The 23138-nt window shown below is 48.3% G+C and carries 24 protein-coding genes and 1 pseudogene; 19 read left to right on the top strand and 6 right to left on the bottom strand.

Annotation, left to right across the window (positions count from 1 at the left end):
* Positions 1-5: 5 nt before the first annotated feature.
* The 11 genes from cysN to rpoS all read left to right on the top strand — a co-directional run bounded on the left by cysN (position 6) and on the right by rpoS (position 8828).
* The gene (gene cysN / locus LC084_RS11740) at positions 6-1430 is read left to right on the top strand and encodes a sulfate adenylyltransferase subunit CysN (protein WP_226571785.1); all 1425 of its coding nucleotides are present in this window, start codon (positions 6-8) and stop codon (positions 1428-1430) included.
* On the top strand, positions 1430-2035 hold the full coding sequence (cysC, locus tag LC084_RS11735; protein WP_226571407.1) for an adenylyl-sulfate kinase: 606 nt from the start codon (positions 1430-1432) through the stop codon (positions 2033-2035). Before cysN ends, cysC begins: the two co-directional genes overlap by 1 nt.
* 57 nt (positions 2036-2092) lie before the next feature.
* Positions 2093-2425 (top strand): DUF3561 family protein, encoded by a 333-nt coding sequence (locus tag LC084_RS11730; RefSeq protein ID WP_226571406.1) that lies wholly within the window; start codon positions 2093-2095, stop codon positions 2423-2425.
* A 164-nt stretch (positions 2426-2589) separates the two neighbouring features.
* Positions 2590-2904 carry a cell division protein FtsB gene (gene ftsB, locus LC084_RS11725; RefSeq protein ID WP_226571405.1) on the top strand — a complete coding sequence of 105 codons (315 nt, stop codon included), beginning with the start codon at positions 2590-2592 and terminating at the stop codon, positions 2902-2904.
* A gap of 20 nt (positions 2905-2924) precedes the next feature.
* Positions 2925-3635: a 2-C-methyl-D-erythritol 4-phosphate cytidylyltransferase gene (ispD, locus tag LC084_RS11720; RefSeq protein ID WP_226571404.1), complete on the top strand. Its 711-nt coding sequence runs from the start codon at positions 2925-2927 to the stop codon at positions 3633-3635.
* The gene (gene ispF / locus LC084_RS11715) at positions 3635-4114 is read left to right on the top strand and encodes a 2-C-methyl-D-erythritol 2,4-cyclodiphosphate synthase (RefSeq protein WP_226571403.1); all 480 of its coding nucleotides are present in this window, start codon (positions 3635-3637) and stop codon (positions 4112-4114) included. The genes ispD and ispF overlap by 1 nt, the downstream gene beginning before the upstream one ends.
* The gene (truD, locus tag LC084_RS11710; protein ID WP_264193500.1) at positions 4111-5163 is read left to right on the top strand and encodes a tRNA pseudouridine(13) synthase TruD; all 1053 of its coding nucleotides are present in this window, start codon (positions 4111-4113) and stop codon (positions 5161-5163) included. Before ispF ends, truD begins: the two co-directional genes overlap by 4 nt.
* A complete protein-coding gene (gene surE, locus LC084_RS11705) occupies positions 5144-5905 on the top strand; it encodes a 5'/3'-nucleotidase SurE (RefSeq protein ID WP_110024561.1) in 762 nt (253 codons plus the stop codon). Before truD ends, surE begins: the two co-directional genes overlap by 20 nt.
* On the top strand, positions 5899-6525 hold the full coding sequence (locus tag LC084_RS11700) for a protein-L-isoaspartate(D-aspartate) O-methyltransferase (RefSeq protein WP_226571402.1): 627 nt from the start codon (positions 5899-5901) through the stop codon (positions 6523-6525). Before surE ends, LC084_RS11700 begins: the two co-directional genes overlap by 7 nt.
* 165 nt (positions 6526-6690) lie before the next feature.
* Positions 6691-7773, top strand: coding sequence for a murein hydrolase activator NlpD (nlpD, locus tag LC084_RS11695; RefSeq protein ID WP_226571783.1), 1083 nt, complete (start codon positions 6691-6693; stop codon positions 7771-7773).
* Positions 7774-7835: 62 nt separating this feature from the next.
* The gene (rpoS, locus tag LC084_RS11690; protein ID WP_226571401.1) at positions 7836-8828 is read left to right on the top strand and encodes an RNA polymerase sigma factor RpoS; all 993 of its coding nucleotides are present in this window, start codon (positions 7836-7838) and stop codon (positions 8826-8828) included.
* Positions 8829-8870: 42 nt separating this feature from the next.
* Here the strand turns inward: rpoS and LC084_RS11685 are convergent, their stop codons facing one another.
* Positions 8871-9296 carry a MarR family winged helix-turn-helix transcriptional regulator gene (locus tag LC084_RS11685; protein WP_226571400.1) on the bottom strand — a complete coding sequence of 142 codons (426 nt, stop codon included), beginning with the start codon at positions 9294-9296 and terminating at the stop codon, positions 8871-8873.
* Between the two features lie 196 nt (positions 9297-9492).
* Here LC084_RS11685 and LC084_RS11680 point away from each other — a divergent pair, with 196 nt between their 5' ends.
* Genes LC084_RS11680 through LC084_RS11670 form a run of 3 tightly spaced genes read left to right on the top strand, consistent with a single transcriptional unit; the run spans position 9493 to position 11771 of the window.
* Positions 9493-10074 carry a non-oxidative hydroxyarylic acid decarboxylases subunit B gene (locus LC084_RS11680; protein WP_226571399.1) on the top strand — a complete coding sequence of 194 codons (582 nt, stop codon included), beginning with the start codon at positions 9493-9495 and terminating at the stop codon, positions 10072-10074.
* Between the two features lie 21 nt (positions 10075-10095).
* Positions 10096-11523, top strand: a complete 1428-nt coding sequence (locus LC084_RS11675; protein ID WP_226571398.1) for a non-oxidative hydroxyarylic acid decarboxylases subunit C — start codon at positions 10096-10098, stop codon at positions 11521-11523.
* An 11-nt stretch (positions 11524-11534) separates the two neighbouring features.
* The gene (locus LC084_RS11670) at positions 11535-11771 is read left to right on the top strand and encodes a non-oxidative hydroxyarylic acid decarboxylases subunit D (protein WP_226571397.1); all 237 of its coding nucleotides are present in this window, start codon (positions 11535-11537) and stop codon (positions 11769-11771) included.
* A 94-nt stretch (positions 11772-11865) separates the two neighbouring features.
* Here the strand turns inward: LC084_RS11670 and mutS are convergent, their stop codons facing one another.
* Complete coding sequence (gene mutS / locus LC084_RS11665; protein ID WP_226571396.1) at positions 11866-14427, bottom strand: DNA mismatch repair protein MutS; 2562 nt, start codon at positions 14425-14427, stop codon at positions 11866-11868.
* Positions 14428-14809: 382 nt separating this feature from the next.
* On the opposite strand from mutS, the gene LC084_RS11660 reads away from it, so the two are divergent.
* Positions 14810-14983: a hypothetical protein gene (locus LC084_RS11660; protein ID WP_226571808.1), complete on the top strand. Its 174-nt coding sequence runs from the start codon at positions 14810-14812 to the stop codon at positions 14981-14983.
* A gap of 125 nt (positions 14984-15108) precedes the next feature.
* Here the strand turns inward: LC084_RS11660 and LC084_RS11650 are convergent.
* Positions 15109-15756, bottom strand: a pseudogene (locus LC084_RS11650) (IS3 family transposase); the annotation flags it as partial.
* Between the two features lie 265 nt (positions 15757-16021).
* Here LC084_RS11650 and LC084_RS23300 point away from each other — a divergent pair.
* Complete coding sequence (locus tag LC084_RS23300; protein ID WP_226571395.1) at positions 16022-16867, top strand: helix-turn-helix domain-containing protein; 846 nt, start codon at positions 16022-16024, stop codon at positions 16865-16867.
* Between the two features lie 47 nt (positions 16868-16914).
* On the opposite strand, the gene LC084_RS11640 is transcribed toward LC084_RS23300, so the two are convergent.
* Both LC084_RS11640 and LC084_RS11635 read right to left on the bottom strand, forming a co-directional pair.
* Positions 16915-17751, bottom strand: coding sequence for a helix-turn-helix domain-containing protein (locus LC084_RS11640; protein ID WP_226571394.1), 837 nt, complete (start codon positions 17749-17751; stop codon positions 16915-16917).
* Between the two features lie 471 nt (positions 17752-18222).
* The gene (locus tag LC084_RS11635) at positions 18223-19227 is read right to left on the bottom strand and encodes a phytanoyl-CoA dioxygenase family protein (RefSeq protein WP_226571393.1); all 1005 of its coding nucleotides are present in this window, start codon (positions 19225-19227) and stop codon (positions 18223-18225) included.
* A 244-nt stretch (positions 19228-19471) separates the two neighbouring features.
* On the opposite strand from LC084_RS11635, the gene LC084_RS11630 reads away from it, so the two are divergent.
* Positions 19472-20206: a TorF family putative porin gene (locus tag LC084_RS11630; protein WP_226571392.1), complete on the top strand. Its 735-nt coding sequence runs from the start codon at positions 19472-19474 to the stop codon at positions 20204-20206.
* Positions 20207-20274: 68 nt separating this feature from the next.
* Here LC084_RS11630 and LC084_RS11625 read toward each other — a convergent pair whose 3' ends face one another.
* Positions 20275-20577 (bottom strand): hypothetical protein, encoded by a 303-nt coding sequence (locus tag LC084_RS11625; protein ID WP_226571391.1) that lies wholly within the window; start codon positions 20575-20577, stop codon positions 20275-20277.
* Between the two features lie 280 nt (positions 20578-20857).
* Between LC084_RS11625 and LC084_RS11620 the strand changes: the two genes are divergently transcribed.
* Entirely contained in the window at positions 20858-22045 is a 1188-nt protein-coding gene (locus LC084_RS11620) for an MFS transporter (protein ID WP_226571390.1), read from the top strand.
* A 97-nt stretch (positions 22046-22142) separates the two neighbouring features.
* A complete protein-coding gene (locus LC084_RS11615) occupies positions 22143-23006 on the top strand; it encodes a phytanoyl-CoA dioxygenase family protein (RefSeq protein WP_226571389.1) in 864 nt (287 codons plus the stop codon).
* The last annotated feature ends 132 nt before the right edge of the window (positions 23007-23138 follow it).

Here is a 23138-nt window from a genome sequence, read left to right as displayed (position 1 = left end):
TCATGATGAATACTACGATTGCCCGCCAGATTGCAGACCAGGGCGGTGTTGAAGCTTACCTGCAGGCCCAACAACACAAAAGCCTGCTGCGTTTCTTAACCTGCGGCAGTGTTGATGATGGCAAAAGCACCCTGATTGGTCGCTTGCTTCACGACACCCGCCAGATTTATGAAGACCAGCTGTCTTCCTTGCATAACGACAGCAAACGCCACGGCACTCAGGGCGAAAAACTGGACCTCGCACTGCTGGTGGATGGTTTACAGGCTGAGCGTGAGCAAGGCATCACCATTGATGTGGCTTACCGCTATTTCTCGACGGAAAAACGTAAATTTATTATCGCCGACACCCCGGGGCACGAGCAGTACACCCGCAATATGGCGACTGGCGCTTCTACGTGTGACCTGGCTATTTTGCTGATAGACGCTCGTAAAGGCGTGCTGGACCAGACTCGTCGCCACAGTTTCATCTCCACTTTGCTGGGTATTCGCCACCTGATTGTTGCCGTCAACAAAATGGATTTGATGGAATACAGCGAAGACACTTTCGAGTCCATCCGCGAGGCTTATCTGGATTTTGCAGCACAGTTACCCGGTGAGCTGGATATTCGCTTTGTGCCGCTGTCTGCGCTGGAAGGCGACAACGTGGCGTCACAAAGTAGCAAAATGCCATGGTACACAGGCCCGACTTTGCTCGAAGTGCTGGAAACAGTTGAAATTAAACGTGTCGTGGACAGCCAGCCAATGCGCTTCCCTGTGCAGTATGTGAACCGCCCGAATCTGGATTTTCGTGGTTATGCAGGCACCCTGGCATCAGGCACGTTGCGCCCTGGCGCCCGTGTAAAAGTTCTACCTTCGGGTGTTGAGTCAACAGTCAGCCGTATTGTGACTTTTGATGGTGACCTGGATGAAGCGATTGCGGGTGAAGCCATTACGCTGGTACTGGAAGATGAAATTGATATCAGCCGTGGCGATTTACTGGTTGAAGCCGATACCGTGCTGCCTTCGGCACAGCGCGCCAGCCTGAATGTGGTATGGATGGCAGAGCAGCCACTGGAAGTGGGTAACAGCTACGATGTGAAAATCGCTGGCAAGAAAACCCGTGCGCGTATCGACAAAATCGACTACCAGGTGGATATCAATAACCTCAGCCATCGTGAAGTTGCCAGCCTGCCGCTGAATGGCATTGGTCTGGTTGAAGTCACCTTTGATGAGCCACTGGTGCTGGACAGCTACCAGCAAAACCCGGTGACGGGCGGGATGATCTTTATTGATCGCCTGAGCAATGTCACGGTGGGTGCCGGGCTGGTGGTTGAAACGCTGGGCCAGCAGGCTGTGCCATCAGAATTTAGTGCCTTTGAGCTGGAACTAAATGCTTTGGTTCGCCGCCATTTCCCTCACTGGGGCGCGCGTGATTTGTTGGGAGGCAAGTAATGGCCGACCATGACGAAAACGTCGTCTGGCATAGCCACGTTGTTACGCGAGAGCAACGGGAACAACACCACGGCCACCGTGGTGTTGTGCTGTGGTTCACGGGGTTATCGGGCTCGGGTAAATCAACAGTGGCTGGCGCTTTGGAAGTGGCGCTGAGCCAACTGGGCGTCAATACCTATTTGCTTGATGGCGATAATGTACGCCATGGCTTATGCAGTGACTTAGGGTTTAGCGATGCCGACCGCAAAGAAAACATCCGCCGGGTAGGTGAAGTTGCCCGCCTGATGGTGGACGCCGGTTTGGTTGTGTTAACCGCATTTATCTCCCCCCACCGCAGTGAACGGGCGATGGTGCGTGAACGCCTGGGGGAAGGGCGGTTTATCGAAGTATTTGTTGATACCCCGCTTGAGGTGTGTGAAACCCGCGACCCGAAAGGTTTGTATAAAAAAGCTCGTGCGGGGGAGTTGCGTAATTTCACCGGAATCGATGGGGTATATGAACCACCAGAAACCCCGGAAATTCACCTCGACGGTCAACAATTGGTAACAAATTTGACAGCCCAATTATTAGACCTGTTGCGCAGGGAAGATATTATCAAATCCTGAGACCATGCCGGATAAAACCCACTGGAATATCCGGCAAGGCATAAGACAGGATAGGTTATGCGCAACACGACTCAATTAATTGTTTCCCGGGCAGATACGGTTCCTCCGCCTGCCAGCAATACGGAAAGTACCTGGTCACTTCCCGGTGGTATCATCGGTTTTGTGGCCTGGTTACTGGCGCTCGCCGTCCCTTTTTTGATTTATGGCTCTAACACGCTGTTTTTCTTTCTGTATACCTGGCCTTTCTTTCTGGCTCTGATGCCTGTCGCCATTGTTGTTGGTATTGCGGTTCACTCATTGTTGCATGGGCGTCTATGGCTGAGTTGCCCACTCACCTGCCTTGTTGTTATGGTTATGTTCGGCTGCTTATTTATGTGGTTGCTGGGCTAATCTGAGCGTGTGTGTAATGAGGAATGGCGCATCCCGGATGGTTTTGTGGTAAATTCTGCCGCCTGCGTCGGCAATAACTCGTATACCCTGCTTTTCAGGCTGGACACACGGTGGTGTCTGTCGGCAAGTTGTGGGATGATGTTTGCCGTTTTTCAGGGGGCGGAATGGGTAAACTAACGCTGCTATTATTGGCTTTGCTGGTCTGGCTACAGTATTCACTGTGGTTCGGAAAAAATGGCGTGCACGATTATTCGCGTGTAAAAAGCGATGTCGAAACGCAACAGGCCACGAATGCCAAACTGAAATCAAGAAACGACCAGCTGTTTGCTGAAATAGACGATTTAAACGGCGGGCAGGAAGCAATTGAAGAGCGTGCCCGCAACGAGCTGAGCATGATTAAACCCGGCGAAACATTTTACCGCCTGGTACCGGATGCGTCTAAACGTAACGGGAACATGTCACGACCAAATAATCAATAACCACTCAGGTTCTACTACACATGGCAGTTTCCTTCCCGGATGTCATTGCCGTGGTGCCGGCTGCGGGTATCGGCAGCCGGATGCAGGCAGAATGTCCCAAACAATACCTTCGTATCGGCCACAAGACGATTCTGGAGCATGCTGTTGACTGCGTGTTACAGCATCCCTGGGTCTCAAAAGCCATTATTGCTATCAGCCCCGCAGACCAGTGGTTTAAACATTTACCCCTTGCCAGCCACCCACAAATTGAAGTGGTTTGTGGCGGCGACCAGCGCGCCGATTCGGTTCTGGCAGGGTTGAATGCCGCGGGGAAAGCCGATTGGGCACTGGTGCATGATGCCGCTCGCCCTTGTCTTCACCCTGATGATCTCAACCGCTTGCTGGCCCTGACTCAGACCAGCCAGGTAGGCGGTATTCTGGCTGCACCAGTGCGGGATACCATGAAACGTGCTGAACCTGGTATGCAGGTGATTGCACATACTGTTGAGCGCCAGGCACTCTGGCACGCGCTGACACCCCAACTTTTCCCCCTTGAGCTGTTGCGTAGTAGCTTGCAGCGCGCCCTGCGTGAAGGTGCTGCTATCACTGATGAAGCCTCTGCGCTGGAATATTGCGGTTACCATCCTGAACTGGTGGATGGGCGGGCTGATAATATTAAAGTTACCCGCCCGGAAGACCTCAGTTTGGCGGCTTTTTACCTCTCTTGCTTAACCCCTACGGAGAATTCCTGATGCGGATTGGACACGGTTTTGACGTGCATGCGTTCGGCGGCGAAGGCCCAATTATTATTGGCGGCGTTCGCATTCCTTATGAAAAAGGTTTACTGGCTCATTCCGATGGCGATGTGGCATTACACGCGCTGACGGATGCCCTGCTCGGTGCTGCCGCCCTGGGCGATATCGGTAAATTATTTCCGGATACCGACCCGGCATTTAAAGGTGCAGACAGCCGTGAACTGTTGCGTGAAGCCTGGCGGCGTATACAGGCCAAAGGCTTTACTCTGGGTAACGTCGATATCACGTTGATAGCACAGGCACCCAAAATGGCTCCCCATATCCCACAAATGCGGGTGTTTATTGCTGAAGACCTGGGGTGCCACATGGATGACGTTAATGTGAAAGCCACCACCACAGAAAAACTGGGTTTTACTGGCCGCGGTGAAGGCATCGCCTGTGAAGCGGTGGCATTGTTAATCAGGGCAGAAAAATGAGTGAGATATTGGCGCCATTATGCTGGCGTTATGGCAAGCCCGCGGGCAGCGGCACGTTAAAAGCCAGCCCGGAAGATTTTGTGGTTATCGAAGACCTGGGGTTTGCGCCAGATGGTGAAGGCGAGCATCTGTTGGTGCGCATTCGCAAAGAAGGCTGTAACACGCGTTTTGTGGCCGATGCACTGGCCAAATTCCTTAAAGTGCATGGGCGCGAAGTGAGTTTTGCCGGGCAAAAGGACAAACATGCTGTTGCAGAACAGTGGTTCTGCGTCCGTCTGCCAGGCAAAACGATGCCGGATTTGAGCGCCTTTAAGCTGGAGGGCTGTACCGTTCTTGAAGCCAGCCGTCATCGTCGTAAATTGCGCACAGGTTATCTCAAGGGTAATCACTTCCGGGTGGTATTGCGAAATGTTACTAATCGTGAGGATGTCGAAACACGCTTGCAGGCCATCCGCGACACGGGTGTGCCTAATTACTTCGGCACTCAGCGTTTCGGCATTAATGGCAGCAACCTGGAAATGGCACGGCGCTGGTTCAGCCAGCAAACCCCACCTCGAGACAGAAATAAACGCAGTTTTGCCTTGTCAGCTGCCCGCAGTGCGTTATTTAATCAGGTAGCCAGCGAACGTCTGAAAAAACCAGAATTTAATCAGGTTGTTGAAGGAGACGCGCTACAATTAGCGGGGAGCGGAAGCTGGTTTGTTGCTACGGCGGAGGAATTACCGGCCTTACAGCAGCGGGTGAATGATGGCGACTTGTGGATTACCGCTACCTTACCGGGCCGTGGTGACTGGGGTACGCAGGGGAGTGCGCTTGCGGCAGAACAGGCTGCCATTGCCAGTGAGCCAGATTTACAGGCGCTGTTAGTTCAGGAACGTGTTGATGCCGCTCGTCGTGCTATTTTTTTGTTTCCTAAAGAATTAAATTGGGACTGGTGGGATGAGGTCACTGTTGCCCTGAGTTTCTGGCTCCCTGCCGGAAGTTTTGCCACCAGTGTTGTAAGGGAACTGATTAACCAACCTGATGACTATGCGCATATTGCTGAGTAATGACGATGGCGTTCACGCGCCGGGGATCCAGACACTGGCTAAAGCACTACGGGAATTTGCCACTGTTCAGGTTGTTGCTCCTGACCGCAACCGGAGTGGGGCATCCAACTCTCTCACTCTGGAAACCCCACTTCGGGCGCTGAATTTACCTGGTGGTGACATTGCGGTTCAAATGGGTACACCAACTGACTGCGTTTATCTGGGCGTAAATGCGCTGATGCGACCGCGCCCGGATATCGTGGTTTCTGGCATTAACGCCGGGCCGAACCTGGGCGATGATGTTATCTATTCGGGTACAGTGGCTGCCGCCATGGAAGGGCGCCATTTGGGGTTTCCGGCACTGGCTGTTTCGCTCAATGGGCTAACGCATTATGAAACGGCGGCAAAAGTGACCTGTGCGATTCTGCGCGCGTTGACACAAGAACCGCTGCGCACCAGCCGGATCCTGAACATTAATGTGCCTGACTTACCCATTGAACAGATAAAAGGTATACGTATTACCCGCTGCGGCAGCCGCCATCCGGCAGACCAGGTCATTGCTCAACAAGACCCGCGTGGTAACCCGGTTTACTGGATAGGCCCGCCAGGGGAAAAGTGCGATGCCGGGCCAGATACTGATTTCGCAGCAGTGGATGCAGGCTACGTTTCAGTCACACCGTTACAGGTGGATTTAACGGCTTACAACGCGCATGATGTTGTTTCCGGGTGGTTATCCCGGGCAGGAGTGGAGAACCAATGGTAAGCAATCGCGTACAAACTCTTCTTAAGCAGTTGCGTATGCAGGGTATCAGCGATGAGCATGTGCTCGACGCTATAGCCAGCGTACCCAGGGAGAAATTTGTCGATGAAGCGTTTGAACACAAAGCCTGGGAGAACGTTGCTTTACCTATTGGTTCCGGTCAGACTATTTCGCAACCTTATATGGTTGCCCGCATGACTGAATTGCTTGAGTTGTCGCCAGAATCCCGCGTATTAGAAGTGGGAACTGGGTCGGGGTATCAAACGGCCATTCTGGCGCATCTTGTACAGCATGTTTGTTCAGTTGAACGCATAAAAAGTTTACAGTGGCATGCCAGGCGCCGCCTGAAACAACTTGATTTACATAATGTTTCAACACGACATGGCGATGGCTGGCAGGGTTGGCGTGTACGAGCACCTTTTGATGCCATTATCGTGACCGCCGCACCACCGGAAATACCTGTTGCATTGCTTTCCCAGTTAGATGAAGGTGGCGTACTGGTGTTGCCTGTAGGCGATGAACAACAACTGCTTAAGCGGGTTCGTCGTCGGGGGGCAGATTTTGTTATCGAAACAATAGAAGCAGTACGCTTTGTACCGCTGGTAAAAGGCGAACTGTCCTGAATCCAGATTTATCCCCGTATTTTTTTAGAGGGGCGAGCGTATTGTAAGGCAGGCCGAAGTGTGGATGACCTCTACGGCTCTGATTTGACTATTTTCTTATTTTTTGGGGGATAAATGAGCGCGGGAAGCCCACATTTCACCTTACGCCGTGTTGCGGCACTTTCACTGGTTAGTCTGTGGCTTGCTGGTTGTTCCAGCAATAATAACAGCCAGGCACCGATCAGTTCCGTCAATGGCGGCGGTTCTTCGGCTTCGTCCAGTACTAACAGCGGCATGTTAATCACGCCAAACACATCTTCACCGGTACAGCAGCCGCAAATACAACCTGTACATCCGGTACAAACAACTCAGACTCGAACTGCTGTGGTACAGCAACCACCTTCACAGCCCGTGCGCACAGTGAACGGTAAAATTGTTTATGAACGCCATTATGATTCGATTCCTAAAGGCAGTTACTCAGGGCAAACCTACACTGTTAAACGCGGCGATACACTGTTTTATATTGCCTGGCTGACAGGTAACGATTTCCGGGATCTGGCTCAGCGCAATAATATTTCAGCGCCCTATGGGTTGAATGTCGGGCAAACACTGCAAGTGGGTAATGGTTCAGGCGCACCAATTACTGGTGGCAATGCGATAACTACCGCAGATGCCAGTGCTCAGGGGCTGGTAACTAAACCTGCACAAAATTCAGGCGCAGTGGTTGCAACGCAACCAACAATTACGTATTCTGAAACTTCAGGTGAACAAAGTGCTAACAAGATGTTGCCTGGTAATCGCCCGTCAACTGGCGCAGTAGCAGCCACGACGACGACTACCGCACCGGTTGTTAGTACCCCAGAACCGACTGTCAGCAGTACGTCAAGCAGTTCGCCGATTTCATCATGGCGCTGGCCGACTGATGGCAAGATTATTGAAAACTTTTCTGCTGCCGATGGTGGTAATAAAGGTATCGATATTGCAGGAACGCGTGGCCAGGCTATCTATGCGACCGCCCCAGGGCGAGTTGTCTATGCCGGTAACGCACTGCGCGGTTACGGGAATCTTATCATTATAAAACATAACGATGATTACCTGAGTGCCTACGCTCATAACGACACTATGCTGGTTCGGGAGCAACAAGAAATAAAAGCGGGGCAGAAAATAGCTACTATGGGTAGCACCGGAACCAGTTCTACACGTTTGCATTTTGAAATTCGTTACAAGGGGAAATCCGTCAACCCGCTGCGTTATTTACCGCAGCGATAAACCGGCAAAGTACGTTGTAACAGGTGCTTTGCCCAGGGATCACGGGTAGGAGGCACCTTAAGATGAGTCAGAATACGCTGAAGGTTCATGAAGTAACTGAAGATGCGGAATTTGATGAGAATGGAACAGAGTCCTTTGATGAAAAGGCCTTTGTGGAAGAGGAACCCGGTGATACAGAGCTGGCAGAAGAAGAGTTGTTGTCGCAAGGTGCCACTCAACGTGTGCTCGATGCAACGCAACTCTATCTTGGGGAAATTGGTTATTCACCACTGCTAACTGCTGAAGAAGAAGTGCACTTTGCACGCCGGGCATTGCGTGGTGATGTGGCTTCGCGCCGTCGGATGATCGAAAGTAACCTTCGTCTGGTGGTGAAAATAGCGCGGCGTTATGGTAATCGAGGTCTGGCGTTATTGGATCTCATTGAGGAAGGAAACCTCGGCCTGATCCGTGCTGTTGAGAAATTCGATCCGGAAAGAGGGTTCCGTTTCTCAACCTATGCAACCTGGTGGATCCGTCAAACTATCGAGCGTGCGATCATGAATCAAACGCGTACGATCCGTTTGCCAATCCACATTGTTAAAGAGCTGAACGTCTATTTGCGCACTGCCCGTGAACTTTCTCATAAGCTGGATCATGAGCCCAGCGCAGAAGAAATAGCGGAACAACTGGATAAACCGGTAGATGACGTCAGCCGTATGTTGCGGCTCAACGAACGCATCACCTCAGTGGACACACCATTGGGTGGTGATTCGGAAAAAGCGTTGCTCGATATCCTGGCCGATGAAAAAGACAACGGCCCGGAAGACACCACACAAGATGATGACATGAAACACAGCATCGTGAAGTGGTTGTTTGAACTCAATGCGAAGCAACGTGAAGTGCTGGCACGCCGTTTTGGTTTGCTAGGCTATGAGGCTGCCACACTGGAAGATGTTGGTCATGAAATTGGTTTGACACGTGAACGTGTACGCCAGATTCAGGTTGAAGGCCTGCGTCGCCTCAGAGAGATCCTGCAAACACAGGGTTTGAATATTGAGGCCCTGTTCCAGGAATAATTCCTTTTCCGTCAAAAAAGCCAGTCGTATGACTGGCTTTTTTTATGCCAGCGTGTTGCCGTCCGGCTCGAGCATTTTTTCAATCATTGCGTTAAATGCTTGCTGCTCTTGCGGGCTTAGCCGGGTTAAAAATGCCTGGTCCACCGTTGTTGCTCTGGACTGGCTGAGGGTGAGTAGTACCTGCCCATCTGGTGTTAGTGAAACAAACCTCCGCCGTTTATCTGCCGGGTCGCAAGCCCGGCTGACCCAGCCTTTTTTCTCCATTCTGCTCAGCATTTCCGCCAGTGTCGCCTTGGTACACACAGCCGCTTCAGTCAGGCGCACTTGTTCAATACCTGGATGCTCCGCCACAGCACGCAACACCGAATACTGCGGTTTGGTCAGTTCGGGGAAAGTGTGTTGCCACTTTGCAGTATGCTGCTGAAATAAAAGGCGTAAAAGGTGAAACGTTTCCTGGTGTAAATGCATCCTGAACCCATTTGGCATGAAGGTAAAAAGCATCAGTTAGTATCATACCCTGTAATTCCACCCGACTCATATCTTTCCTGGTTATTAGCAATGTGTGCTGTTTTCATGCGCGGCAGTGACTTTACCTTGCGTAAATTCCACCCAATCCTTAATGTTATTTATAATGTTCGTACACGAACGATTTAGCGGAGGATGTGTGAGACTCATTGTTGGAATGACTGGCGCAACAGGTGCCCCGTTGGGAGTAGCGCTGCTACAGGCACTACAGAAACTACCGGAGGTGGAAACACACCTGGTCATGTCTAAGTGGGCCAAAACAACCATTGAACTGGAAACCCCTTATCAGGTGGCTGATATACAGGCACTGGCCGATGTAGTTCACAGCCCGGCAAATCAGGGGGCAACGATTTCGTCGGGGTCTTTTAAAACCGATGGCATGATTATCATTCCCTGCAGCATGAAAACTCTGGCGGGGATCCGCGCGGGTTACGCAGAAGGCCTGGTTGGGCGCGCTGCTGATGTCATCATTAAAGAAGGGCGCAAACTGGTGCTCGTCCCTCGTGAAACCCCGTTAAGCCCAATTCACCTGGAAAATATGCTGGCGTTATCCCGCCTTGGTGTGGTGATGGTGCCGCCCATGCCCGCGTACTACAACCACCCAGAAACTATTCAGGATGTAACCCACCATGTGGTGGCCCGGGTACTGGATCAGTTTGGCCTGGAATCCCCTTTTGCACGCCGCTGGGAAGGATTAAGCGACGGGAAAAAACGTTCTTAATTTCATTAACAGGAGACGCATATGGCGTTTGACGATTTGCGCAGTTTTTTACGTGCGCTGGATGAACAAGGGCAGTTACTGAAAATTGAAGAGCAAGTAATGCCGGAACCCGACATCGCTGCTGCGGCCAACGCAACCGGGCGTATTGGTGAAGGGGCTCCTGCACTGTGGTTTGACAACATAGCCGGTTTTACGGATGCCCGGGTAGTTATGAATACTATTGGCTCCTGGCAGAACCATGCTATTTCGATTGGCATGCCGCCGAACACACCGCTTAAACAGCAGGTGGATGAGTTTATTCGCCGCTGGGATACGTTCCCGGTAGCCCCGGAACGCCGTGATAATCCGCCCTGGGCTGAAAATAGTGTCGATGGAGAAGACATCAACCTGTTTGATATTCTGCCTTTATTTCGCCTGAATGATGGCGATGGCGGGTTCTACCTGGATAAAGCCTGTGTTGTCTCGCGCGACCCACAGGACCCGGAACATTTCGGTAAACAAAACGTCGGTATTTACCGGATGGAAGTAAAAGGCAAGCGTAAGCTGGGCCTGCAACCGGTGCCAATGCATGATATTGCCCTGCATTTACATAAAGCCGAAGAGCGTGGTGAAGACCTGCCCATCGCCATTACGTTGGGTAACGACCCGGTGATAACCCTGATGGGGGCTACGCCACTCAAATATGACCAGTCTGAATACGAAATGGCTGGCGCGTTACGCGAGTCTCCTTACCCAATCGCCACTGCACCGCTAACTGGCTTTGATGTGCCCTGGGGCTCGGAAGTGATTCTGGAAGGTGTGATAGAAGGGCGCAAACGGGAAATCGAAGGCCCGTTTGGTGAGTTTACCGGCCACTATTCCGGTGGGCGCAACATGACTGTCGTGCGCATAGATAAAGTGTCTTACCGCACCAAACCGATTTTCGAATCCCTCTACCTTGGGATGCCGTGGACCGAAATTGACTACCTGATTGGCCCGGCAACCTGCGTGCCGCTGTACCAGCAACTGAAAGCGGAGTTCCCGGAAGTACAGGCAGTTAACGCCATGTACACACATGGTTTGCTCGCTATTATTTCCACCAAAAAACGTTATGGCGGGTTCGCCAGAGCGGTTGGCCTGCGGGCAATGACAACACCACATGGTCTGGGTTATGTAAAAATGGTGATTATGGTGGACGAAGATGTTGATCCGTTCGATCTGCCACAAGTGATGTGGGCGCTTTCATCCAAAGTGAATGCCGCAGGCGATCTGGTGCAATTACCGAATATGTCGGTACTGGAACTGGATCCGGGATCAAGCCCTGCCGGGATCACCGACAAGCTTATCATTGATGCCACCACCCCGGTTGCGCCGGATAACCGTGGCCACTACAGCCAGCCGGTCAAAGATTTACCAGAAACGGCACTGTGGGTTGAAAAACTGACAGCCATGCTGGCTAACCGGAAATAAGGAGAAGAGCTATGATTTGCCCACGTTGTGCTGATGAACATATTGAAGTATTGGCAACATCACCGGTAGCCGGTGTCTGGACAGTGCACCAATGCCAGCATTGCCTGTACACCTGGCGGGATACAGAACCGCTGCGCCGCACCAGCCGGGAACATTACCCCGAAGCGTTTATGATGACCCAGGCCGATATTGATAATGCGCCGCAGGTGCCCACCATTCCGCCTTTGTTGCCGGAAAACCAGCGTTAATTACCAAGCCTGTAACTAAAAAGAAGGAAAAACGACGTTTTTCCCTTCTTTTTCATCACTCTGAAACGCCCCAAACGGGGCGTTTTTAACGGCATTAAACCAGTGATTTCAGCCGGTAGATCCACTCCAGTGCCTGACGTGGAGTCAGGCTGTCCGGGTCGAGATTTTCCAGCGCTTCAACTGCCGGGCTGGGTTCTTCTGAGGCAACCAGCAAAGACATCTGCGTGCCGTCGACCTGGCTTGCTGCTGCATTGCCAGACAAACTTTCCAGTTCACGCAGCTTCTGGCGTGCGCGTTTAATCACATCTTTCGGTACGCCAGCCAGTGCCGCAACCGCCAGCCCATAGCTCTTGCTCGCTGCACCATCCTGCACGCTGTGCATAAACGCGATAGTATCGCCGTGCTCCAGTGCATCGAGATGCACGTTGGCAACGCCTTCCATTTTCTCTGGCAGTGTTGTCAGCTCAAAATAGTGGGTGGCGAACAGTGTCAGCGCTTTGATGCGGTTTGCCAGGTTTTCAGCACAGGCCCAGGCCAGAGACAGGCCATCGTAAGTTGAAGTACCCCGGCCAATTTCGTCCATCAACACCAGGCTTTGTGCTGTAGCGTTATGCAGAATATTGGCGGTTTCTGTCATCTCAACCATGAATGTAGAACGCCCGGAAGCCAGGTCATCCGCCGCACCAACACGCGTGAAAATACGGTCTACCGGGCCAATTTCCGCGCTGTCTGCTGGCACAAAGCTGCCAATATAAGCCATCAGCACAATCAGAGCTGCCTGGCGCATATAGGTACTTTTACCGCCCATGTTCGGGCCAGTAATAATCAGCATCCGCCGTTGCGGCGACAGGTTCAGCGGGTTGGCAATAAACGGGTCACTTAATACTTGTTCTACCACCGGGTGGCGGCCGCCCTGTATCGCAATACCGGGTTTATCAGTAAGTGTCGGGCAGACATAGTTATAGCGCAGGGCGCGTTCAGCCAGGTTTGCCAGCACATCCAGTTCCGCCAGTGCTGCGGCACTGTTTTGCAGTGCTTCAAGGTGTGGCAACAACTTGTCGAACAGTTCATCGTAGAGCTGTTTTTCCAGTGCCAGCGCTTTCCCTTTGGAAGTGAGGACTTTGTCTTCGTACTCTTTCAGTTCAGGAATAATATAGCGCTCGGCGTTTTTCAGTGTCTGGCGGCGCACATAGTTAATTGGCACCATATGGCTCTGCCCACGGCTTACCTGAATATAGTAGCCATGTACTGCATTAAACCCGACTTTCAGGGTATCGATACCCAGTTTTTCCCGCTCGCGGATTTCCAGTTTGTCGAGGTAATCCGTTGCGCCATCTGCCAGCGCGCGCCACTCATCCAGTTCTTCATGGTAACCTGGTGCAATCACGCCACCGTCACGCACCAGCACTGGCGGGCTTTCAATAATGGCGTGCTCCAATAGTTCGCGCAGCTCGCTAAATTCGCCACTGGTTTCACGCAGGCTCTGAACCGCAGGCGCATCCACTTCCGCCAGCACATCGCGCAGTAGTGGCAGTTGCTGGAAAGCATGGCGCATTCTTGCCAGGTCACGCGGGCGGGCAGTGCGAAGTGCCAGGCGGGCCAGAATGCGCTCCAGGTCGCCCACCTGGCGCAAAATAGGCTGCAGCTCGCTGGTTAAATCCTGTAATGCACTGATAGCTTGCTGGCGACGGCTCAGCACGCTGGTATCTCGCACTGGCATATGCAGCCAGCGTTTCAGCATGCGGCTGCCCATCGGCGTAACCGTGCCATCCAGAACAGCGGCAACCGTGTTGTCGGTTCCACCCGCCAGGTTGAGGGTGATTTCCAGGTTACGGCGCGTGGCGGCATCCATAATAATGCCATCCTGCTGGCGCTCCATGGTGATACCACGAATATGAGGCAGCGCGGTGCGCTGGGTGTCTTTCACATACTGTAACAGGCAGCCTGCGGCGCACAGGCCACGATACGCCTGTTCCACACCAAAGCCAGTTAAGTCACGGGTACCGAATTGCAGATTCAGTTGCTGGCGTGCGGTATCAATCTCAAATTCCCATAATGGGCGGCGGCGCAACCCCCGGCGGTGTTCAACCAGGCGCATATCGGCAAAATCTTCGGCATAGAGTAATTCTGCCGGATTGGTACGCTGCAGTTCAGCGGCCATATCTTCGGCATCTTCCGGCTCAGAAAGGCGAAACCGGCCAGAGCTGATATCCAGGGTAGCGTAGCCAAAACCTTTGCTGTCCTGCCAGATAGCGGCCAGCAGGTTATCCTGGCGCTCTTCAAGTAAAGCCTCATCACTGATGGTTCCAGGCGTGACGATACGCACCACTTTGCGTTCAACCGGGCCTTTGGTGGTTGCCGGGTCGCCAATTTGTTCACAAATAGCGACGGACTCCCCAAGGTTCACCAGCTTTGCCAGGTAGTTTTCAACCGCATGATGTGGCACACCCGCCATGGGGATAGGTTCCCCGGCAGAAGCACCACGCTTGGTCAGGGAAATATCCAGTAACTGGGAAGCCCGCTTTGCGTCGTCGTAAAACAACTCGTAAAAATCGCCCATCCGGTAAAACAGTAAGATCTCCGGATGCTGTGCCTTCAAGCGCAGGTACTGCTGCATCATGGGCGTATGGGCGTCAAAATTTTCAGTTGTACTCATCAGTTTATGATGTCCATTTTCTTAAATTTTAATGAGTTAGTGGTTTTATTTTGTTGTTACGTGTTACACAGGCTCATTGGATAAGGTAAAGACCAGTAAGGGGTCATAAAAGCGCAGAGGGTATGATAACTAACTCTTGGTGGCAGGCAAATAAGCGGTGAGGGCTCTGGGGGTTAAAACAGCAGAAACCAAGGAAATTAACGAACTCTGTACGGGATGAGGGGGCAAAAATTGCCCTCTGTGCTGGAAGCGGGGGAAACTGATTTATAAGTACCCCGTTCTGCTTTTTTGATATCCTCCAGGCCGTGTTGTTTCGAAATTTTGGTATACTGTCACTTCGTGTCGTTGGTTGAACTGCATCGCTGGGTGCTAAGCAGGCTTCATGATCAATAACAGAAAAAAAGAGCATTCAACTTATGCTAAACCTTCTCGCGCTGACATCGTTCGCTCAGTAGCGACATCAACAGCGGTTGAAACCGGGCAGTCCTCAGCGAAGATCGAAGCATCCTTTGAAGCCACACGCAAAAAATTTGCTCATTTACGTCTTGCTGTTTAATTCCTTCTTAATGCTTCCTTGCCCCAGTATTTCATCGGCCCGTAGTTCATTGACATGCCTGCATGAATAGTCGAGATATATTGGTTTTTGTTTTGTGAGCCTGCCCACGTAATGTGGACACAGCTCTAAGCAAGGTTTTCGTTTTCAAACTGTTCCGGGCTGAGACCGCCACAGGCACTGTGACGCCGCCACCAGTTGTAATCACACCCGATATAATTAAACACCGTCGTCCGCATAATTTCACGGTTGGTAAAACGCTCTCCGTGGATTCATTCCACTTTCAGTGAATAAAAGAAGCTTTCCGCGCACGCATTATCGTAGCAACAACCTTTTGCGCTCATGCTGCCGTGCAGGCTGTGCCGCATTCAGCAATGCCTGATAATCTGCTGAGTAATACTGTCCGCCACGATCCGTGTGGACGATGACATTTTCCGGACATTTACGCCGCCAGAGCGTCATCTGTAACGCATCGCAGGCCAGTTTCGCCGTCATTCGTGAGGACACCGGCCAACCAATAACGGCACGGGACCACAGATCAATCACCACCGCCAGATACAGCCAGCCTTCATCCGTGCGAAGGTACGTGATGTCTCCGGACCACTGGCATAAAAATCCTGTTTCAGCAGGTTCTCTGACACCGGCAGGCTGTGTTCACGGTAACTGACCGGGCTGAACTTTCGGCTGGCTTTCGCCCGCAGTCCCTGACGGCGCAGGCTGGCGGTGATGGTTTTGATATTGTATTCAGGCAGTTCTTCGGCGAGACGAGGCGCGCCCTAATCCCGGGTAGGATCAATTAGTACATTAATATTAATGATACTTAATTTTAGTAGAGTTTTCGTTGTCGTTAATATTGTTATATTCGCCTGCATGTTTTAGGTTCTGAGCATAATAGTATCATATGGATATATATTACTATCATGCTGTTAGTTATTTTATTCAGTGTGGGAAAAGTGGCTGTATGAATTGGTGCAATAATTGCATGATATAGATCACCTATGTAATGGCTTATCTTGCAATTGTGAAAAGGTGCCAGAAATCGTGTTTAAGGATTCTTATCTGTATACAGATTCCAATACAGTATCATCACGCTACAGTGAACAGCCCTGGTTTGTCCTTGGTACATCAGGGCATTACCATCGGCAGGGTGATAGTAACCCAGTGATTTCTCAATACTATAGTTTTGAGGCTAATGAACAAGGCGAACAGGTAGTCGCTGTTCCAGATGGTTGTATCGATATCGTTTTTGGGGGAGGAATAGATAATCCTTGCGCACTGGTGTGTGGTTCGAAACTGGAAGCCTGTATTGCTGGTTTGAAGTATAAAGAGCGCTATTTTGGAGTGCGCTTTGCACCAGGAATGATCCCTTCTTTTCTGAATATTGATGCCCAGGACATACTGGCTAAGAATATTCCATTAAATGAGCTTGTACCTGGCGCTGAAATGTTAATAGAACATATCGTAAATGCTGAGTCAATAACTGACCAGGTAAGCTCTTTCAGCCATTTTTTTCATACGATAGTCGGGCGAAAGTTTACTGCACTGACATTACATACATTACATGTTATTGAACGTACAGCGGGATGTATCCAGATAAATGATTTGGCCAGTGAGACAGGTTATACTGCCAGAACCTTACAACGCCAGTTCCGGAAAGAAACGGGGATGACGCCTAAAATGCTCTGCCGCATTATGCGTTGTCAGGCTGCACTTCATGCGATTAATCATCGGGGAACAGTTTTATTTTCAGCCCTATCACAAGATTTGGGCTTCAGTGATCAGGCTCATTTTACCCGTGAATTCAGCCAGTTAATACATTCCACTCCGGCGAATTATCGCCAGCAAGTGGCTATTAAACCCTATTCATCATATATTTTTCAGCATTAAGGGTATTATCCAAGTATAGGCTTTAACTTACTATATTATATAATTTTTTATAGCCAAATAACTCTATTTCCAAAGTGTGAATCCTTTGATAATGACTTCAATGTCTGTGATGGGAGTTCACCAAAAAAATCACGGTAATACTGGGAAAACCGACTTACATGTGAAAAACCTGACTCAATCGCAATCTGATTTATTTGATCTGTTTTTGTACTTAGTAATGATGCTCGAGCAACGTTAAGGCGAATATAGCGCAAATAAGTTGATGGATTCATACCAAGAATATCCTGGAAACTGTATTGAACTGAACGCCGGCTGGTGCGTAATAATGGAATAAGATCACCAATACTGAATTCGGAGTCAGTAAAGTGCTTCATGATAGTTTTACAACTTTTATTAACAATGAATCCTCGTGTTGATGCATCATCGGCAGAGCATAGTTTAAGATCGGGTGAAAATATAAGAGAAAAAAGTTGTAATGAAAAGCTCTCTTCATTAAAAGAATCACTGGGGTTAAAAGCTAACATTTCATCCAGGTAATATTTTAGTTTTAAAAATGCTTCGGGAGATAGCTGTAAATAACGTTCAAAATTTTTACCACACACTCCTATAGCACTCCCTGAATTATGAAGCTGTTGATTGAAATGTTTTTTATCAATAGAGATAACATATCCGGAGACATAATTTCTGGCAACCAGTTGAATGGTTTCTCCTGAACAAACATGTAACATGCCTTTACGGAACATGCGGCCATCATAAAAAATCGGGTCTGGCGAATCAATAAGCGTAATGCATACTCGATTTTCTGGAATACCTGACAGGTTTTCTGCAATACGTGTGAAACCATGATCCCGCATGATCTGTATTTGGGGGGTAATCATTTTCATAGATACGTGACCAGTAAACTGACCACACGGAGAAAGTAAATTGATTTTATTGGAGTCATAGCAGTTGAATGCACTTGCATGCCTGACTGCATCAGATGTATCAATACCCTGCGACCTGACAACTTGATGAGAATGCATATAACCCCCGAAAGTAATCAGAATGTATATTTATTGTTAATGCAGTATTCATGCCAGTTGCCAGGAGTAAATTCAAAAAAGAACTGTGTTTATCATATTGAAAATAAAGTGTTTTTATTGAGTTAACATGTAAGGCTATGAGCGCTGCACTAAAGATGAACAGAGGTGTTCAATGGTGGTGAAGACGTAGTGTTAACATTTGAACAAGATGATAACTAAACACATGCTATGGCACAAATCCGGGAGAGTACCGTTGGGTAAGGTCAGAGGAAATGAAGGAGAGTTCAGCTCGATTCGGGGCAACACGGTAGCATTACCCCGATGTGAAAAAGATTATTCAGCATGCTCCAGGTAATTCGCCAGTTCTTCAAAATTCACAGTCCATAAGCTTCCGCCTTCCAGACAGGTGTGATGAAACGAGCGAAAGCCAAGTAACTGTTGTGCACGTTGACTGAGCCCTTTCACCATTTCCCATTTCATGTACATTGGGAACGCTTCTTCAGGAGTTAACCACCCTGCATTAAAAGCCATTGCCATTGCCCTGCGGGGTTTGCCAGATACATTAGCACCTGCGCCATGGATCACTTTACCACTAAATAAAAAACCATCGCCTTTTTTAAGTTCGAGAGGAAAAGTCTCCTCATAGGCGGCTTGACGATCAAAATCGTCCCACAGATGACTTCCTGCAACAACTCGGGTTGCCCCCATGTCTTCGGTTATATCATCAAGTGCGACAATACAGTTACTGGTAACTTCGGGCGCTGATTTCCCCATACGGCGGATAATCTGGTAGTTTTCTGAATCCCGATGCAAAAATTGAGCTTTCTCACCTGGCTCAACTTGCATGATTTGCGTTGTGTTCATCCAGGTCGCATCACAGATATTTTCGAAAATTTTATCAATACATCCCATCAGATAAGGATGGTCTATCATCGATTCGCGAAAGGTTTTACTTATCAGGGGAACTTGTGTCAGCCGTTTTGTTTTACGGCCAGCAAAATCTTTCATATGTTCCGGGAGGCTGTCTATACCAGGATGACGGGCAGAAATGTAAGGCTCAAGTTCGTTATTTAGCGCGTCTATGTAGTCTGTAAATAAGCCTTTTATCAGTACTCCGCCATACTCACAATAGACTTGGTAGGCTTTTTCTACCGGTTGGTCAAGTGTGACAGTCAAGACTGAGAGGTCGAATTTGGCCATTCTTGGTTCTCCTGACAATATTTGAATAATTACTTTCTTGTTAAGTAATACTGTTCTCAGGGCTTGCTTTTTGGTCACTCCGATGATCATTCTCACCAACAACAAAACCAAGGTGCTACCTGAGATACCTCGATTCATTCTGTTACCTTAACAATTTTGTGTATCTCTCTCTGTCCACTTTTGGCAATTCAAACGCTTTATTTGAATTTTAAAATACTTTCCACACATTAGTTTCGGAGCATTACTATCCATTTTTGGCAATTTAATTCTGATTCTCTTTTCAATAAAACTACCATTTAGTAGGGTTTGTTACGCAAAGTTATGAATGGAATACCTGATAATAATTAAGCCTGCGTGTATTAAATAATCACTGGAAGGATATATGAAGAAACTGATTAGCGTTATTAGCTCACTAACTTTGGGTGTGTGTTTATCTCTTCAGCCATTTTCAGTTAATGCATGGGAAGTAAATGATAGCCTGCATCTTGATACATCCATCAGTGTGTTGAGTGACTACCGGGCATTTGGTGTGTCGTCAACACAGAATAAACCAACTGCACAATTAAGCTCAGTATTGACTCATTCTTCCGGGATATTGGCTGGTATATGGGCTTCAAATGTTGATTATGGCACCGCAGCACGTCTTGAGTCAGGGTATTATGCGGGCTATACACGCCAACTTCCTTATGGCTTTGGCTTTACCACAACACTCGGACAGTACAAATATCCGAACCAAAAGGATTTAGACACCAATGAGTTTGTGGCTAATATCACCTATAAGAATTTGTTGTATGGGTTTGTATATGACTATGATATGGAAGGCATACCAAATGAGAAATATCATTATGTCGGATATACTTTCAATTTGCCTGCAGATATAGGCCTCTATCTTGAGTACGGCTATGATGATATGGGATTCAAAATCTATAATGATGCTGGTAATAATCGTAAAGGATATAACCACTGGATAGCCAGGTTGAGTAAAACATGGTGGGGCATTCAGTGGTCACTGGCTTACACGGATTCAAACTTGTCCAAAACAGAATGCGTTTACGTCATTGGTGACAGAAATTCATGTGGTGCAACTGTAGTAGCAGGCATCACAAAAAATTTCTGAGTGAATTTTTTCACCTCCCATTGAAATAAATAGTAATGGGAGGTGAAGTTCTGTCAAATAGTAAAACTCTATATGGAGATAGATTCCACCTTATTAACATTAATAAAATCCGCTCTAAACTCACCACCAACAATACAACGACGCATCAAAGGATCTATATGTCTGGTGTTTTCCGCACTGGCACTTTCTTCCATCTTTTCTTTGCTTGACCAGCGTTCTATTGCAACGAAATTATCACCATCGATATAACATTCAAAAAAATCACAGTCAGGCTCTTTAGGTATAACATGAAACTGAAGGTAATCAGATAATTCTCGCATCTCGGTATGCATTCCGGGAGCTATTTTTGCTTTTATTACTGCCATAAACATAACTTTCTCCTATTAGACAAAAGGTAATGAAAAAGGGTAAGTGACATCTTTATTCATTGACAAGTTAAAGTAAAACCATAAAGACATTATAATTTGAGATGAAAATAATAAAGCCCGAAAAGGCATAATGTGCCAAATCTGGATATTTAACTGTTAATGAAGCTGCTAGTCTCTGAACACTGGCTGTTTGCAATACTCACTACTTACCTTATCAAGGAATGATATGCGTAAGGTGTTGATAACAATGTTGTCTCTCAGTGTAATCTGACTGGAGTTGAAAATGGCAGAAGAGTTAAAAGGGTTGTCACGTTGGGCATTACTTATTGTGAGTCCCGTAGCATGGCTGAGCTTCGCCATGATGCCCTACGAAGTAGTATCACTCGCACAGCGGTTGAGTATTACAGAAGCTCAATCAGCTAATATTACTTCATGTGAAATGTTGGCGTTGTCGGTATTAACCTGGGTGAGTGGCCGGTATGTAACCCGGTTTGAAAAACGGCAAATGGCATTGATGGGAATTCTGGTTGCACTGGCTGGTATTGCTGTGTCATTTTTTGGCCATGATTATTATACCATCCTGGTTGGGAAAATTATTCTTGGGGCTGGTGGTGGGATCATTACTGCTGCCACTAATGCTATTCCGGCCCTGTTTAAAGGGCCAGAGCGTTTATTTGCAGAAATGTTTGCCTCGATGGCAGTAATGATTGCTGCGATTATGTATATCACCCCATCACTGGCACCTTATTTTGGTCAAAGAGATGTGGAGATCGTGGAAGCCTCACTCATGGTGATTGCGCTCAGTTTTACGTTATACCTTCCCCGCGAGCGCCGTAGGGCTTCTGAGCAATACAGGGATGGTGTTACATCGACTCAATCTGTAAAACTCCCGAGAAAAATTTATTTTGCTATCAGTGCATTGTTAATCAGCATTTTCATGCAGTTTATTTTCCAGGGGGTTGGCTGGTCGTTCTCTATGGTGGCGGCAACACCTTTTCATTTAAGTGAATCAACTATTAGTAATGCCCTGACAATTTCTGCAGTTTTACAGTTACCTTGTGCACTTATTGTTGCCTGGTTGGGAGTAAAAGCGGGTATTGCAAAACCCTTAATTATATCGACAATTCTGGTATTGCTAATGATTTGGGGATTGTTTTTCACCGCAAACAGTACTGTTTTTGTTATTGCGCTGGCACTTTCCGCTGTACCGGGAACCATTGCGTATCCTTATCTATTAGGGCTGCTGTCAGACGTTGATACGACTGGACGCAGTGCCGCTTTAGCTGGCGGATTTGTCAACTTTGGCGGTGCCGCTGGTCCGGCAATTGGTGGCGTTTTCTTCTCTATGGCTGGTTTGGCCGGAGTTGGTTGGAGCTGTTTTGCACTGATTGGTTTCTATAGTTTATTTTTGATTATTGGTGCATCGACTATTTTCAGAAAAGCCAAACTTGAAGCAGCACTTATAAACTGACTCCTTCTTTTATTCTGGTATGCAATTCATCTTGCATACCAATTTTATTGCTGAAAACTCTGTATAAATATTGAAAGGGCACACCCGGAGGTATGCTATGAGTGTTAATTTGTCTGAGATTACTATTACACCTGATGAAGGTGTGAAGCATGCGTTGTCCATATATAACCAATATGGTGGTGTACTGATTAAAGGACTGTTTAAGAATGAGGTCGATAAATTAAATGATGATCTGGAACCCCACATGTGCCAACGTGAACCAGGTATTGAGCATGAGTGGGAGTTTATGAAGGAGTTCGCTGGTAAAAAAACAAAACGTCTTACCCGTGTACCTCTGTTAAGCCAAACATTTCGTGAAGATATGATTAATAATCCGCTTTTGTTAGAGTGCATAAATGGTATCTTTGATGAAGTATCTGATTCTGCATGGCTTAGTACCGCACAAGTAATCGAAATTCAACCAGAAGAAAAATCGCAATATTTACATCGTGATTGTGACAACTATCCATTATTTCGCCGTTTTGGGTGCAAAATGCCTGATATCATGTGTAACTGTATTGTCGCTTTATCTGAATATACGGAAGAAATGGGGGCGACCCGCGCTATTCCAGGCAGCCACATTTGGGATGACTTTTCTTATCAACCCACCCAGGAAGAAACCATTGCCATTGTAATGGAAAAAGGGGATGCATTTTTGTTCAGTGGCAAAACCATTCATGGAGGAGGAACCAATATCTCTAACAAACCACGCAGGGCAATGGCGATGGCGTTCAACGCGGGTTGGTTAGTGCCTGAAGAAGCTCTGCCTCTTGTGATTCCCATTGAGATGGCAAAAACACTCACACCTCAGGCCCAACAACTGATGGGGTTCCGTTCTTTTCATAATACCAAACTGGAAGGTGGGAGTGTCTGGACTGTAAATTTCGAAGAGTTAGGTAAGTACCTGGAAAAAAACACTTAAAGAAATTTCCCACTTACTGAGCCAGCGATCTTCGCTGGCTTTTTGATTTAAATTCTTTATGTTTCACTTTATTGTCTTGACTCTCTACATCTACAATAAAAAAACGCGGGAAAACCCGCGTCTGGTGCTGAG

This window comes from Mangrovibacter yixingensis (assembly GCF_020523985.1).
Classification (GTDB): domain Bacteria; phylum Pseudomonadota; class Gammaproteobacteria; order Enterobacterales; family Enterobacteriaceae; genus Mangrovibacter; species Mangrovibacter yixingensis.
This window is presented reverse-complemented; position numbering and strand designations above follow the sequence as displayed.

Bases quoted from the DNA above. Each gene is read 5' to 3' on its own strand.
- cysN (WP_226571785.1), top strand. From the start codon at position 6: ATGAATACTACGATTGCCCGCCAGATTGCAGACCAGGGCGGTGTTGAA.
- cysC (WP_226571407.1), top strand. From the start codon at position 1,430: ATGGCCGACCATGACGAAAACGTCGTCTGGCATAGCCACGTTGTTACG.
- LC084_RS11730 (WP_226571406.1), top strand. From the start codon at position 2,093: ATGCGCAACACGACTCAATTAATTGTTTCCCGGGCAGATACGGTTCCT.
- ftsB (WP_226571405.1), top strand. From the start codon at position 2,590: ATGGGTAAACTAACGCTGCTATTATTGGCTTTGCTGGTCTGGCTACAG.
- ispD (WP_226571404.1), top strand. From the start codon at position 2,925: ATGGCAGTTTCCTTCCCGGATGTCATTGCCGTGGTGCCGGCTGCGGGT.
- ispF (WP_226571403.1), top strand. From the start codon at position 3,635: ATGCGGATTGGACACGGTTTTGACGTGCATGCGTTCGGCGGCGAAGGC.
- truD (WP_264193500.1), top strand. From the start codon at position 4,111: ATGAGTGAGATATTGGCGCCATTATGCTGGCGTTATGGCAAGCCCGCG.
- surE (WP_110024561.1), top strand. From the start codon at position 5,144: ATGCGCATATTGCTGAGTAATGACGATGGCGTTCACGCGCCGGGGATC.
- LC084_RS11700 (WP_226571402.1), top strand. From the start codon at position 5,899: ATGGTAAGCAATCGCGTACAAACTCTTCTTAAGCAGTTGCGTATGCAG.
- rpoS (WP_226571401.1), top strand. From the start codon at position 7,836: ATGAGTCAGAATACGCTGAAGGTTCATGAAGTAACTGAAGATGCGGAA.
- LC084_RS11685 (WP_226571400.1), bottom strand. From the start codon at position 9,296: ATGCATTTACACCAGGAAACGTTTCACCTTTTACGCCTTTTATTTCAG.
- LC084_RS11675 (WP_226571398.1), top strand. From the start codon at position 10,096: ATGGCGTTTGACGATTTGCGCAGTTTTTTACGTGCGCTGGATGAACAA.
- LC084_RS11670 (WP_226571397.1), top strand. From the start codon at position 11,535: ATGATTTGCCCACGTTGTGCTGATGAACATATTGAAGTATTGGCAACA.
- mutS (WP_226571396.1), bottom strand. From the start codon at position 14,427: ATGAGTACAACTGAAAATTTTGACGCCCATACGCCCATGATGCAGCAG.
- LC084_RS11660 (WP_226571808.1), top strand. From the start codon at position 14,810: ATGATCAATAACAGAAAAAAAGAGCATTCAACTTATGCTAAACCTTCT.
- LC084_RS11640 (WP_226571394.1), bottom strand. From the start codon at position 17,751: ATGAAAATGATTACCCCCCAAATACAGATCATGCGGGATCATGGTTTC.
- LC084_RS11635 (WP_226571393.1), bottom strand. From the start codon at position 19,227: ATGAATCGAGGTATCTCAGGTAGCACCTTGGTTTTGTTGTTGGTGAGA.
- LC084_RS11630 (WP_226571392.1), top strand. From the start codon at position 19,472: ATGAAGAAACTGATTAGCGTTATTAGCTCACTAACTTTGGGTGTGTGT.
- LC084_RS11625 (WP_226571391.1), bottom strand. From the start codon at position 20,577: ATGTTTATGGCAGTAATAAAAGCAAAAATAGCTCCCGGAATGCATACC.
- LC084_RS11620 (WP_226571390.1), top strand. From the start codon at position 20,858: ATGGCAGAAGAGTTAAAAGGGTTGTCACGTTGGGCATTACTTATTGTG.
- LC084_RS11615 (WP_226571389.1), top strand. From the start codon at position 22,143: ATGAGTGTTAATTTGTCTGAGATTACTATTACACCTGATGAAGGTGTG.